This window comes from Nocardiopsis chromatogenes YIM 90109, assembly GCF_000341185.1.
Classification (GTDB): Bacteria; Actinomycetota; Actinomycetes; order Streptosporangiales; family Streptosporangiaceae; genus Nocardiopsis_A; species Nocardiopsis_A chromatogenes.
The window spans coordinates 1-13,120 of the sequence record NZ_ANBH01000030.1; the positions used below are offsets into that span (position 1 = coordinate 1).

The following is a 13,120-nucleotide window of genomic DNA, read 5'->3' on the forward strand; positions in this document are numbered from 1 at the left end:
TTCTGGGCCGGCTCGGGCTCCTGCCCGGCGAAGTGGGTGTCCAGCGCGTCGAGGGAGGACTCCAGGGCAGCGAGCCGCTCGGCGTGCCCCCGCCAGGGGATGCCCGCCGCCTCGAACTCCGCCTTCATGTGGCCCAGCCCCAGGCCCAGCTCCAAGCGCCCGCCGGACAGCCGGTCGACGGTGGCGGCCTCCCGCGCCAGCAGCGCCGGGTTCCAGAACTCGTTGTTGAGGACGAGCGTGCCCAGCCGCACCCGTTCGGTGGACACCGCGGCCGCGGCCAGCATGCCGAACGGGGACGGGTGCCCGAGGTGGTCGGGGGCGACCAGGGTGTCGTAGCCCATGGCCTCGGTCCTGCGGGCCTCCTCGGCCCAGTCGCCGATGTGCGCGGCCCGGAAGTTCACTCCGAATCGGAATCCGTTCATGGGCCGAGCCAACCGCACCGGCCGCCGCGGCCCCAAGCGTTTCTGCGGCGGGCAGAAGGGGAGGGCGGGCCGGTCGGCCGCGCCCTCCCGGGCGCCGCTCAGCCCCCGTTCTTGGAGCGCCGGTCCAGTTCCTGCAGGTAGGCGTTGTAGGCGTCCAGGTCGGCGTCGTCGGAGCCGCCGCGCCTGCTGTGGCGCTCGCGCCGCCGCTCGGTGCGCTCCTCGTCCTGGGACCACTGGCGCATCATCATCACCGTCACCAGCAGCGTGGGGATCTCCCCGACCGCCCAGGCGAACCCGCCGCCCTGGTACTGGTCCCCGGCCACGTCTTGGCTCCAGGGGATGTCGAACTGGCCGTAGTACTCCATGGCCAGCGGCGCCGACTGCATCATGATCGAGATGCCGAAGAAGGCGTGCATGCCCATGGTGACCAGCAGCAGCACGAACCGCAGCAGGTAGGGCAGCTTCCGCGGGCCGGGGTCGATGCCGATGATCGTCCAGTAGAACAGGAACCCGGTCAGCAGGAAGTGGACGTTCATGAACAGGTGGCCCATGTGGTCGCTCATGAGCGCCGGGAAGACCGGGGTGAAGTACACCGCGTAGGGCCCGAGCACGAACAGCGCCGTCGCCACCGCCGGGTGGGTGACCACCTTGGAGAAGCGGCTCTGCAGGAACACGTTGAGCCACTCGCGCGGCCCCCGGTCGCCGCGCCGCCGCGCGGGCTTGAGCGCGCGCAGCGCCAGCGTCACCGGCGCCCCCAGGACCAGCAGGATCGGGGTGAGCATCGAGGTGATCATGTGCTGCAGCATGTGCGAGCTGAACAGCACCATGGCGTAGGTCGCGAACCCGCTGAGCATCACCGCGACCATGGTCGCCAGCCCGGCGAACCAGAAGGCGGTGCGGGCCACGGGCCAGCGGTCGCCGCGGCGGCGCAGCCGCACCACCCCGGCCGCGTACAGGCCGCCGAGGGCGGCGATGACCAGGATGAAGAACAGGTCCGGGCGCCACAGGGTGAGCAGGGTGTGCAGGCTCATCGGCGGCGGGATCTCAAAGCCCAGGATCGCCACGGCCGGGTCGACCTCGCTCACGTCCGGCGCGGGCGGCGCGGTGCGGCTGAGCGTGGTGGCCAGCCCCATCACCGCGCCCATGACGACCAGCTCGACCCCGGCCAGGCGGGCGAAGAGCGCGCGCCCGCCCTCCTCGGCGATACGCGGCACGGTGGAGCGCCGGTGGCGCCACCCGAGCACCCCCAGCACCGCGAACAGCGCGATCTTGAGCAGCATGATCAGGCCGTAGGGGGTGGTGACGAGCTGGTCGGGGCTGTAGAGGCGGCTCAGCGCGCTCGCGACGCCGCTGACCGCGACCCCGATGTAGGCCCACAGCGCGATGGCGCTGAACCGGCGCACCGCCTCGGCGGCGTCGCCGCCGGGGCGCACCAGCCCGTGGTAGGTGACGGCGGCCAGGCCGCCGACCCACACCGAGATCGCCACCAGGTGCAGCGCCAGCCCGGTGACGGCCAGCTCGTGGTTGCCCGAGGCGGCGGCGTGGCCGGTGAGCGCCGGGGGCACCAGGGCGGCGACGGCGGCGGCCAGCAGCCCCATCGCGCCGGAGGCCGAGACCACGGTGCGCGCGAACAGGGCGATCCCGGTTCCGGCCAGCACCACCAGCATCAGGGCGCGCCCCTCGGCGATCTGCCCGGCGTAGCTGGTGAGCTCGTTGCCGACCACGTCGGAGGGCACCCGGCCCAGGATGTTGGACAGCTCGAAGACCAGCCGCGCCGCCGCGGCCGCCGCCCAGGCCAGCGCCGTCCAGGAGGCGGCCCGCACGTACCCGGTGGCGGGCTCGCCCAGCCGCCCGCGCTCCGAGGGCAGCAGCACGGCGGCGAGCAGCAGCAGGCCCACGGTCAGCGCCCCGGTCAGGGCGGTGAGGTTGCGGGCGATCGGCAGCCCCCAGCGGGTGAGCGAGCCGGGGTCGGGCAGGCCGGGGATGATCTGGGCGGTGACCGCTCCCCCGGCCACCAGGGAGGCGATCAGCGCGATCGCGCAGACCGCGGCCGCGGCCACGCCGATGATGGCGGCGGTGTCACCGCCGCGCCGCGCCGCGTCCGTCGTCTTCGGTTTCTGTGGGGGAGCCACAGGGCCACTCCGTCGTGGTTCGGTGCCGGTGTCGCTAGCGGAGGACGCGGGCGATGACCACGACGGCGGCGGCCGCCCCGACCAGCAGGCCGAGGCCGCTCCACAGCCAGGGGGCGAGGTCGGTCATCCGCGTCCGCCACCGGCCACCAGGGTACGGCCACTACTACGCCGTGTCGGACACGCCCCCGTCGGCCGGTCCGGTCCCGTTCGCGCCACCGTCCACCTCTTTCGTCCCGTTCCGCGGCGTTTCGCACCGCACACCCGGGGCGGCGCCCCGCCGACGGAATCGTCCCACGGTCGGCCGCCCCGCATCCCTTTCCCTTTTCCCGCCCCGGTGGCCGACAATTCCCACTTCTCCCCCATCCCCCCACGAATTGCAGGAAATCCCTGGTGACAAGGGTGGGGCGCGCGGAATCGCGGTACCGTCTTCCAATCGTCGCGCACGCGCGCCGGGAACGGCGGACCGCGCACCGAGCATGAAACGCGAAACCGACCACGAAGGGGGTTTCCGTGCCCCAGTTGGACACCGTCATCCGCTCCCGCCGCGTCGTCACCCCCGGCGGCACCGCCCCGGCGGCGGTCGGCCTGCGCGGCGGTCGCATCGCCGCGGTCGCCGCCCCCGGCGCCCGCCTGCCCGCCCGTGAGGAGGTCGACCTGGGGGGCGCCGCCCTGCTGCCGGGCCTGGTCGACCCGGACGTGGTGGTCCAGGCGCCGGGCCGCCCGCTGCGCGAGTGCTACCTGCGCACCGCCGCCGAGGCGGTGCGCGGCGGGGTCACCGCCGTGGCGGTGGCGCCCTCGCCGGTGGGCCCGCCGCTGACCGGGGAGGCCGGGCTGCAGGAGCACCAGAGCGCCGCCTCCGGGCTCCTGCTGCACGTGGCCCTGCTCGGCGCGGTCACCGACCGCAGCACCCCGGCCGACCTGGCCGAGCTGCGGTCGGCCGGCGCGGCCGGGTTCCACTGCTCGCTGTCGGACGGCGGCGCCCCCGGGGGCGGCCCGATCGGCGACGCCCCGCTGCGCAAGGCGATGATGGAGGTCGCCGCGATGGAGGCGCCGCTGCTGGTGCACGCCGAGGACCCCGGGGAGCTGGCACCGCTGCCGCCCGGTGGGCCCGCACCGGCGCCGACCGCCCGCCCGGCGCGGGCCGAGCGGCGCGGGCTGGAGCGGGTGATCGCGGCCGCGCGGGTGGCGGGGACCCGCACCCACGTGTCCCCGTTCACGGCGGCCGAGTGCGCGGCGGTGCTGGGCGCGGCCCGCGCGATCGGGGTGGCCCTCAGCGCGCACACGTGCCCGCACTACCTGTGCCTTCCGGCCGAGTCGGTGCCCGAGGGCTCGCCCGCGTTCCGGTGCCGCCCGCCGCTGCGCTCGGGCGCCAACCGGGACGCCCTGTGGTCCGCGCTGCTGTCCGACGCCGACTGCCCGATCCGCACCATCGGGTCGGGCCACCGGCCGGGCACCGGGGTGTGGGCGATCGCGTGGACGCTCCCGGCCCTGTGGACGGCGGCGCGGCGGCGCGGGCTCGACCTCGCGGCGGTGGCCCGGTGGACTTCGGCGAACCCGGCGGAGCTGCTGGGTCTGGCGGACAAGGGCCGCATCGCCCCGGGCGCCGAGGCCGACCTGGTGGCGTTCGCCCCGGAGGCCGCCCAGACGGTGCCCGACGACGACCCGGGGCCCTACGCCGGGCGCACGCTGACCGGGCGGGTGGAGCGGACGTGGGTCGGGGGGCGGTCGGTGTTCCCGGCCCCGGCGGCGGCCCCCCAGGCGCGCGCGGCCGTGCACGGCGGCCCGCTTCCGGCCAGTCCGTGACACACGCAACACGTCGGCTTTACATGGTGTCAAGATGACCTGGGATGAGTAGCCATGTTGGAGATATCGCCCCGTGAGCGGGCGCGCCACAGTTGAGAGGTATCAACGACGATGCAAGGAGGAGTCACGTGCGCGTCGGCGTGCCCCGCGAAGTAAAGAACCACGAATACCGGGTGGCGATCACCCCCGCAGGCGTCCACGAGCTGGTGGCCCGCGGCCACTCGGTCGCCGTCGAGCGCGGCGCCGGCCTGGGGTCGTCGATCACCGACCAGGAGTACGAGGCGGCGGGCGCCCGCATCCTCGACACCGCGGACGACGTCTGGGCCGAGGGCGACCTGGTGCTGAAGGTCAAGGAGCCCGTCGCCGAGGAGTACCACCGGATGCGGGAGGGCCAGACCCTCTTCACCTACCTGCACCTGGCCGCCTCCCGCCCGTGCACCGACGCCCTGCTGGAGCAGGGGGTCACCTCGATCGCCTACGAGACGGTGCAGCTGCCCGACGGGTCGCTGCCGCTGCTGGCCCCCATGTCGGAGGTGGCGGGGCGGCTGGCCCCACAGGTGGGCGCCGCCACCCTGCAGCGCCCCAACGGCGGGCGCGGCGTGCTCATGGGCGGCGTGCCCGGCGTGCGCCCGGCCCGGGTGACGGTCATCGGCGCCGGCGTGTCCGGGATGAACGCCACGCAGATCGCCGTGGGCATGGGTGCCGACGTCACGCTGCTCGACCTGAACGTCAACAAGCTGCGCAGCGCCGACGACCTCTACCGGGGCCGGGTGCGCACCCTCGCCAGCAACAAGCTGGAGCTGGAGCGCGCGGTGCTGGAGGCGGACATGGTGGTCGGCGCGGTGCTGATCCCCGGGGCCAAGGCGCCCAAGCTGGTGACCAACGAGATGGTGTCGCGCATGAAGCCGGGCGCCGTGCTCGTGGACATCGCCATCGACCAGGGCGGCTGCTTCGAGGACTCGCGCCCGACCACGCACGCCGACCCGACGTTCCAGGTGCACGACGCGGTGTTCTACTGCGTGGCCAACATGCCCGGCGCCGTGCCCAACACCTCCACCCACGCCCTGACCAAGGACACGCTGCGGTACGCGGTGGCGCTGGCCGACAAGGGCTGGAAGGAGGCGCTGCGCGACGACCCGGCCCTGGCCAAGGGGCTGAGCACGGTCGGCGGCGAGCTGACCAACGAGGCGGTCGGCGAGGCCCACGGCCTGAAGTTCCGCACCGTCGACGAGGTTCTGGCCTGACGGCGGGATAGAGGAAAGGTCCCGGCCCCGGCCGTGAGGACGGACCGGGGCCGGACAAGGCCGGAGGGACCTGAGAGGCCGAACGAGGCCGCGCATCCGGGACGGTCGTCCCGGGTGCGCGGTCCAGAGGTTCGGCGGTCCGGGAGTCCTCCTCGGCCTCCACGGCCTGCCCGGGCAGGATCGCGATCTCATCGCGCTCGGTGATCGCCGGCCGGTTGCCCGGCATGTCCGCCCGCTCTCACCTCGAACGGCAGCGCTGCAACACGAGCGAGAACCCGCCCCCGCCCCGACGCCCCTCTCCCCCCTTGAGATCTCGGAGGCGGCGTGCGGCCCGCCCCCTGCGCGGGTATGGGCCAGAGCGCGGACACCCCGCGCGACACGGAGGGAGGGCGGCACCATCGTGGGCTCGGAGCGCAGGCAGCTATGGAGCGGAACGTCCCCGAGCGGCAACCCGTTCGCGCTGCCGCGAGGGCCGTTCGGCCCGGTCGCCGGGCTGCTCATGGCGCGCGGCAACCGGAGACAGAACGCCGAGGTCCTGGCCTACTGCGGTGTCGCCCCCGAGGACGAGGTGCTGGAGGTCGGCCACGGGCCCGGCGTGCTGCTGGGGCTGCTGGCCGAGCGCGCGCGAGCGGTGACCGGGGTCGACCCGTCGCCGCAGATGGTGCGGATGGCCCTGCGCCGCAACTTCGCGGCCGTGCGGGCCGGGCGGGTGCGCGTGCGCGTCGGGTCCGCCGAGCACACCGGCGCACCGGACGCCTCCGCGGACCTCGTCGTGAGCGTCAACACGGTCGCCATGTGGCCGCGCCTCGACGCGGCCGTCGATGAACTGCACCGGGTTCTGCGCCCCGGCGGCCGCCTGGTGCTCTCCTGGCACCTGTCGCCCGCGCGCTTCGCCTTGGCGCCGGACGAGCGCGCCGAGGTGCGGGAGGCCCTTGCACGCCGGTTCGGCGCGGCCGACACCGGCGATCTGCGCCACGGTGCGGTGTTCTTCGCACGGCGATGACGGTCCTCGCGGTGGTTCCGCCGGTGCTGAGCGGATACCTTCGTTATGGGGGATTCCCCTCGCACCACCAGAGCCACCTTGGAGGCGGAGCGCGCGTGTCACCCACCGGATCTGCGATCGGAGCGGGCCTGACCGGGATCGAGGCGACCCTGGTCCGGCTCCCGCGGCCCCAGTCGCGCTCGGGCGGCGGCACCGGCGGCGGGCGCCCCCCGCGCGCCAGACACGCGCTGGTGCGGGTGACCGACGACGAGGGGGTCAGCGGCTGGGGCGAGATGCCCGACGCCGACGCCGACTCCTGGCGGCGCCTGGTCGAGGACTTCGCCCCCGCGCTGCTGCGCCACCCCTGGCACCGGCCGACCGAGGCGCCGGACGCCTGGGCGGGGCTCGCGCCCTGCCCCGCGGCGGCCGCCGCGCTCGACACCGCCTGCTGGGACCTGTGGAGCCGGCGCCGCTCCACCCCGCTGGCGCACGCCCTGGGCGGGGTGCGCACGGCGGTGACCGCGGCGGTGACCATCGGCCGCCAGCCCTCCCTGGAGTCGCTGGTGATGGAGGTCAACCGGCAGGTCGGGGCCGGGTTCCGGGCGGTGCGGCTGCGCATCGGCCCCGGCTGGGACCTGGAGCCGGTGCGCGCGGTGCACGAGAGCTACCCGTTCCTGGCGCTGCAGGCCGACGCCGGGGGCAGGTACACCGAGTCCGACGAGGACCTGGCGGCGCTGCGCGCGCTGGACGAGTACGGGATGCTCTGTCTGGAGCAGCCGTTCACCGCCGACGACCTGGCCGCGCACGCCCGGCTCCACCGCGAGACGGGCACCCCGGTGGCCCTGGCCGCCTCGGTGGACTCCCCCGAGGCCCTGGAGGCGGCGGTGCGGGCCGAGGCGGGCGGCGCCCTCAACCTGGCGCCGTCGCGGCTGGGCGGACTGACCCCGGCGCGGCGGGCCGCCGACCGGGCGGCCGACGCCGGGTGGGACGTGTGGTGCGGCGAGGAGGAGGCCTCCGGGGTGGGCCGCGCGGCCGCGGTGGCGCTGGCCTCGCTCTCCTCGGTGACCTTCCCCAGCCAGATGCCCGGGGCGGGCGTGCGCGCCCCCCGTGAGCTGGTGGACCCGCCGGTGCGGGCGCACGACGGCATCGCGCCGGTGCCGCTGGCCGCGCCGGGGCTCGGGCACGAGGTCGACACGCGGGTGCTGCGGTCGGTGGCGCTGGACTCGGCGACCCTGGTCCGGGCGCGCCCGGCGGCGCCCGAGCGCTCGGGCTGAGCGCGCACGCGGGGCTACGCTCCGCGACCACAGCGTAGCCTGGACGCATGGGGACGTACACCGTGCACGCCCGCAAATGGGACGGCGGCTGGGAGCTGCGGATCGTCGGCGCGGGGGTGACCTGGGCGCCGGATCTGGCGCACGCCGGTCCGGTGGCGCGGGCGTTCGTGGGCGACCCGGCGGCGCGGGTGGAGGTGGTCCCCACGGTCGGCGGGGAGGCCGACCGGCTGATCCTTCGCGCGAGGCACCGCGTGGACGCGGCCGACGACGCACGGCGCCGTGCCGCCGACGCGGTCGCCGAGGCCGTGCGGGCGCTGCGCGGGGCGGGGGTGGACGAGAAGGACACCGCCCGCCTGCTGGGCCTGAGCCGGGCCCGGGTGCGGGCCTTGGCGGCGGAGGCGCCGGAGCGGGAGGGGCCGACGGTGCGGAAGGTGCGGCCCTCCCGCGGTGAACCGGCGCACCGCGCACAGGCGGACGGCGGGAACGGGGAGGCACCCGAAGGCGCGTCGGAGGCCGAGGTGCCCCGGCCCCGCCCGGCGGGCCCGCGTTCGACGACGGCCTCCGACGCCGCGAGCGGGGCCGGGAGCACCGACGGACGGATCTGAGCCCCGGAGCCGTTGCCTGTCCCGGAGGCCCCTGGACCCGCTGACGGCGCGCGCCGTCAACGATCGACCACTCGGGACGCGTCGGGCGGCCAGGACCCGTCGCGCAGGATGTGGCCGAGGATTCTGAACGCCTCCTCGAGCGGCACCGTGTCCTCGTTCGGGTATGTGTCGTGCTGCCCGTTGGAGAGGACGAAGCCGCCGCTCGACCCTTCGGCCCCCGGATCGGCGGCGTGCTCGCCGGGGTCGCCGTCCTCGTCGAGCAGCACCGTCATCGCCCGCACTCCGTTGGTCACGAAGATCAACGAGCGGCCGGAGGAACCGGCCAGCAGCGCCTCGAACCGCCCTTGGGCGATCCTCGCCCGGAGCATCTCCTCCACGGTTTCGGACGACACCGGCGCACCGCCACCGTCCTCGATCACCCACGCCTCGGTCATGCGCACGACGATCCCACAAACGGCTCGGGCTCGGACACCGCCCGCGAGTCATGTCCACTGGTTCGATGTGCCTTTCGGTGACGGCGACCGCCGCCGGCGGGCGNCAGCGGCCTGGAGGAGGGGCAGGCCCCCACCGGAGCCATGACGGCCGCGCCGACCTGGTCGGGCAGGGGTTCCACCACTCCAGCGGACGTGGCCGTCGCGGGCGGACACGATCCGCCCCCCTGACGCGGCCGCCCCAGGGCGTCGGCGGATGCCGGACCGACGGCGCCGCCCCTGTGCATACCGATCGGTCGGTCACGGGCTAGAGTCGTGACCCGGGACACACCCCCTCACCGACCGCCACCGATCAGGAAGGTGCCGCCCATGCGCACGTTCGCCGACCTTGACGCACTCATCGCCGCCGAGGGCGAGGAGCTCGGAAGCAGCGACTGGCTCGAGATCGACCAGGAGCGCATCGACCGCTTCGCCGACGCCACCGGCGACCACCAGTGGATCCACGTCGACCGGGAGAAGGCCGCCGAGGGCCCGTTCGGCTCGACGATCGCCCACGGGTTCCTGTCGCTGTCCCTGCTGGCCCACTTCGGCCCGCAGGTGTACACGCTGGAGAAGGCCCCCACCATGGGGATCAACTACGGCCTGAACAAGGTCCGGTTCCTGCAGCCGGTCAAGGCGGGCTCGCGCGTACGCGACACCGTCCGCCTGACCGGCACGCGCACCACGGACAAGGGCGTCGTGCTGACCATGGAGCACACCGTGGAGATCGAGGACGAAGAGCGCCCGGCCCTGATCGCCGAGGCGCTGGTGCTGATCGTCCCCTGACCGCTCCCGGTCCGGGCGCGGCCCCTCAGCATGCGGGACGCCCGTGTCGGGATACACCCGGTGGTCGGTATCCGGTACGGAATGCCGACCACCACGCGCATCTCCGGCGACGCCCCGTATCCGGGTCCCCGTTCGCCGGTACCGGCCACCTCGGCCCATTGAATCCCCTGGTGCCACGGCGTACCTTCCTCATCGGAAGCGAAAAGCCCCCGTCCCCCAATGACCGGCGCCGCGCGTCCCACCGCGCGGCATCCCTCGGAGTGGCCCGTGGCACCGCCGTCCTTCCCCGTCCCCCTTCCTCCCCGCACTCCCCGCACCCCCGGACGGATCCGCGTCCTCGCCTCGTCCGCCTGCCTGATGCTCGCGGCCACCGGCCTCACCGTCGGCCCCGCCGCCGCGAACGCATCGGCCTCCCCCGCCCCCGCCGCCTCCTCCGCTTCGGCGGCGGTCGACTGCGACGCCGTGCCCTGTGTCGCCCTCACCTACGACGACGGCCCCGGCCCCTACACCGATGAACTGCTGGACACCCTCGCCGCCGAAGAGGTCCGGGCCACGTTCTTCGTGGTCGGCGAGAACGCCCAGTCCTCTCCCGAGCCCGTCGCGCGCACCGCGTCCGAAGGGCACGAGGTCGGCAACCACTCCTGGGCCCACGACGACCTCACCGAGAAGACCGGCCCCGAGGTCGCCCGCGACCTGGAGCGCGCCTCACTCGCGATCACCGGTGCCACCGGAAGCTGGCCGGACCTGATGCGCCCGCCCTACGGCGCGGTCAGCGAGACCTCACTGGCCCACACCTACTACCCGGCGATCCTGTGGGACGTCGATTCACGGGACTGGACCGGCCTGGACTCCGACGAGATCGTCGACTCCACCATGTCCCAGGTGAGCCCCGGCAGCATCGTGCTCATGCACGACTCCATCGCTCCGACGGTCGAGGCCGCCCCCGAGCTGATCCGGCGCCTGCGCGACGAGGGCTACCACTTCGTCACCGTGTCCGAGATCCTCGACAACACCGCGCTGGAGGACGGCACCCCCTACCGGCGGCGCCCCTGAGCCCTCCAGTGCGCGCCCTCCCGCCGGGAGCGTGAAGGCCGATCGGTGCGCCCTGTGCGATCGCCGCGTGAAGCGCGATCAGGCGGAGGGACGCCCACACGGGATGGCCCCGGGCCGCCCGGCCCCCTGTGAGTCATCCCATCACCATGTGACCGGACTAAAAAGGTAAAAATCGGACTTTCTGCTCTATATCAGGCGTAGGCTGGCGCAGTTCCGCGCAATGTCAAGCCCTGGAGCTGAGTCGGCAAAGACCCGGGATCGCCACGGGACGTCGCACCGCCGTCCGCGGGGCGCCGTGGTGGGCTGGGCCCTTCCAGGGCGGCCAGGAGAAGGAGTCCGATGTCCGACCAGCCACGACGCCACGACCCCAGCGACGAGGAACTGGGGATGGACCGGAAGATCAGCCGCCGCGACTTCTTCGACGGCGCCAGTGCGGCGGGCGCCCCCCGGNTCCGGATGCGGCGCCCCCGGTGAGCGCACGTGGTCGGCGAGCCCCCGGACCCCCGTCCCCGCCGAGCCCGGCACCGACTACCCGCCCGGCATGGAAGGGCTGCGCGGCAACACCCGGCAGGCGCTCAGCATCCCGCACACCATCCGCGACGGGCGCCTGGGCAGCGTCGTGAACACCTCCGCGGTCAGCGACACCGGCGAGCACTACGACCTGGTCGTGGTCGGCGCGGGCATCAGCGGCCTGGCGGCCGCGTACTTCTACCGCAAGAAGAACCCCGAGGCCAAGGTCCTCATCCTGGACAACCACGACGAGTTCGGCGGCCACGCCCGCCGCAACGAGTTCCACGCCGAGGGCCGGGACCAAGTGCTCATCGGCTACGGCGGCACCCAGGCCATCGACACCCCCTCGATCTACAGCGACACCGCCATGGGGCTCCTCAAGGAGCTGGGCATCGAGGTCGACAAGTTCGAGACGTTCTTCGACCAGGAGTTCTACGACCGGTGGAACCTGGCCGACGAGGGCGACACCGTCCTGTTCCGCGCCGAGGAGTTCGGCCGCGACCACCTGGCCGTGCGCGGCAAGGGCATGTCCGTGCGCGAGTGGCTGAAGGACGCCCCGATCAGCTCCGAGGCGCTGGACGAGATCGTCATGCTCTACGACGAGCCGAAGGACTGGATGCCCGGCCTGTCGGACGCGGAGAAGAAGGAGCGGCTCGCCCGCATGACCTACACCGGCTACCTGCGCGACGTCGCCGGTGTCGGTGACGAGGTCCTCGCCTACGTCGAGACCCTCACCAGCGACGAGTGGGCGGTCCCGGCCTCCACCTGGGGCGCCCTGGACGCCTGGGGCGAGGGCTACCCGGGCTTCGACGGCCTGGGCCTGGACGACTCCCAGGCCTCGCCGCTCAACTCCTTCTCCATGCGGCGCTTCTGGGACTTCGAGGACCCGTACATCTACCACTTCCCCGACGGCAACGCGAGCATCGCCCGCCTGCTGGTGCACGCCCTCATCCCGGGCAGCGTCCCGGGCGAGGACGAGCTCGACATGGAGAGCGTCGTGCTCGCCGAGTTCGACTACTCCAAGCTCGACACGGACGACAACGACGTCCGGCTGCGCCTGCAGGCCCCCTGCACCGACCTGCGCCACGACGGCTCCCCCTCCTCGGCGGAGCGCGTCTTCGCCACCTACTACCGCGACGGCGGCCTGCACCGCGTCACCGCCGACCACGTCGTCATGGCCGCCTGGCACGTGATGGGCAAGTACCTGATGAGCGAGCTGCCCAGCTCCCAGCGCACCGCCATGCAGGACGCCTCCAAGCAGCCGCTGCTCTACGCCAACGTGGTGGTGCGCAACTGGCAGCCCTGGGTGGAGCTGGGCATGCGGCACATCCGCCTCACCGGCGGCGACTGGGCGGTGGCCCAGCTCGACTACCCCGTCTCCATGGGCGGCTACGAGCACCCGCAGAACCCCGACGAGCCCATCGTCATCCAGATGATCGGCGCGCCCAGCGCGGGCGTGCAGTCGCTCAAGCAGGGCGCCATCACCGGCCGCCACCGCACCCTCAAGCGCGACTTCGCCAGCTTCGAGCGGAGCATCCGCCACACCCTCAACAGGGCACTCGGCGACGGCGGGTTCGACGCCAAGCGGGACATCGAGGCCATCACCGTCAACCGGTGGGGCCACGGCTACGCCCGCGAGTACACCAGCCTGTGGGACTCCTTCTGGCCGGACGGCCCCACCCCCGCCGAGCGCGCGAGCAAGCGGTTGGGCCGGATCGCGATCGCCAACTCCGACGCCGCCCCCAACGCCTACACCGACATCGCCATCGACGAGGCGCACCGGGCCGTGGAGGAGCTCGGCGAGGTCTAGACGAGTGATTCCTTGTACGGCTGTCAGTG

The 13,120-nt window shown here is 74.0% G+C and carries 10 protein-coding genes and 1 pseudogene; 8 read left to right on the forward strand and 3 right to left on the reverse strand.

Features of this window, described 5'->3' with window-relative positions; genetic code table 11:
* On the reverse strand, positions 1–422 hold a 422-nt coding region (locus tag D476_RS0102600; RefSeq protein WP_192826344.1), incomplete at its 3' end, for an LLM class flavin-dependent oxidoreductase.
* Positions 423–520: 98 nt separating this feature from the next.
* Positions 521–2,554, reverse strand: coding sequence for a cytochrome c oxidase assembly protein (locus D476_RS0102605; protein ID WP_017622427.1), 2,034 nt, complete (start codon positions 2,552–2,554; stop codon positions 521–523).
* A 510-nt stretch (positions 2,555–3,064) separates the two neighbouring features.
* On the opposite strand from D476_RS0102605, the gene D476_RS0102615 reads away from it, so the two are divergent.
* From D476_RS0102615 to D476_RS38700, 5 genes are all read left to right on the forward strand, one after another.
* Complete coding sequence (locus D476_RS0102615; protein WP_026123160.1) at positions 3,065–4,357, forward strand: amidohydrolase family protein; 1,293 nt, start codon at positions 3,065–3,067, stop codon at positions 4,355–4,357.
* Positions 4,358–4,485: 128 nt separating this feature from the next.
* A complete protein-coding gene (gene ald / locus D476_RS0102620; RefSeq protein WP_017622430.1) occupies positions 4,486–5,601 on the forward strand; it encodes an alanine dehydrogenase in 1,116 nt (371 codons plus the stop codon).
* A 400-nt stretch (positions 5,602–6,001) separates the two neighbouring features.
* Positions 6,002–6,604, forward strand: coding sequence for a class I SAM-dependent methyltransferase (locus tag D476_RS0102625; protein WP_017622431.1), 603 nt, complete (start codon positions 6,002–6,004; stop codon positions 6,602–6,604).
* Between the two features lie 95 nt (positions 6,605–6,699).
* Positions 6,700–7,857, forward strand: coding sequence for an enolase C-terminal domain-like protein (locus D476_RS0102630; RefSeq protein WP_017622432.1), 1,158 nt, complete (start codon positions 6,700–6,702; stop codon positions 7,855–7,857).
* A 47-nt stretch (positions 7,858–7,904) separates the two neighbouring features.
* Positions 7,905–8,462 (forward strand): hypothetical protein, encoded by a 558-nt coding sequence (locus D476_RS38700; protein WP_017622433.1) that lies wholly within the window; start codon positions 7,905–7,907, stop codon positions 8,460–8,462.
* A gap of 56 nt (positions 8,463–8,518) precedes the next feature.
* On the opposite strand, the gene D476_RS0102640 is transcribed toward D476_RS38700, so the two are convergent.
* Positions 8,519–8,896, reverse strand: coding sequence for a hypothetical protein (locus D476_RS0102640; RefSeq protein ID WP_017622434.1), 378 nt, complete (start codon positions 8,894–8,896; stop codon positions 8,519–8,521).
* Positions 8,897–9,274: 378 nt separating this feature from the next.
* Here D476_RS0102640 and D476_RS0102645 point away from each other — a divergent pair.
* The 3 genes and pseudogenes from D476_RS0102645 to D476_RS31865 all read left to right on the forward strand — a co-directional run.
* Positions 9,275–9,718 (forward strand): annotated as a pseudogene (locus D476_RS0102645) (MaoC family dehydratase); the annotation flags it as partial.
* 267 nt (positions 9,719–9,985) lie between these two features.
* Positions 9,986–10,771, forward strand: coding sequence for a polysaccharide deacetylase family protein (locus D476_RS0102650; RefSeq protein ID WP_239648576.1), 786 nt, complete (start codon positions 9,986–9,988; stop codon positions 10,769–10,771).
* Between the two features lie 541 nt (positions 10,772–11,312).
* Positions 11,313–13,091, forward strand: coding sequence for an NAD(P)-binding protein (locus tag D476_RS31865; RefSeq protein WP_239648577.1), 1,779 nt, complete (start codon positions 11,313–11,315; stop codon positions 13,089–13,091).
* The last annotated feature ends 29 nt before the right edge of the window (positions 13,092–13,120 follow it).

Bases quoted from the DNA above. Each gene is read 5' to 3' on its own strand.
- D476_RS38700 (WP_017622433.1), top strand. From the start codon at position 7,905: ATGGGGACGTACACCGTGCACGCCCGCAAATGGGACGGCGGCTGGGAG.
- D476_RS31865 (WP_239648577.1), top strand. From the start codon at position 11,313: ATGGAAGGGCTGCGCGGCAACACCCGGCAGGCGCTCAGCATCCCGCAC.
- D476_RS0102640 (WP_017622434.1), bottom strand. From the start codon at position 8,896: ATGACCGAGGCGTGGGTGATCGAGGACGGTGGCGGTGCGCCGGTGTCG.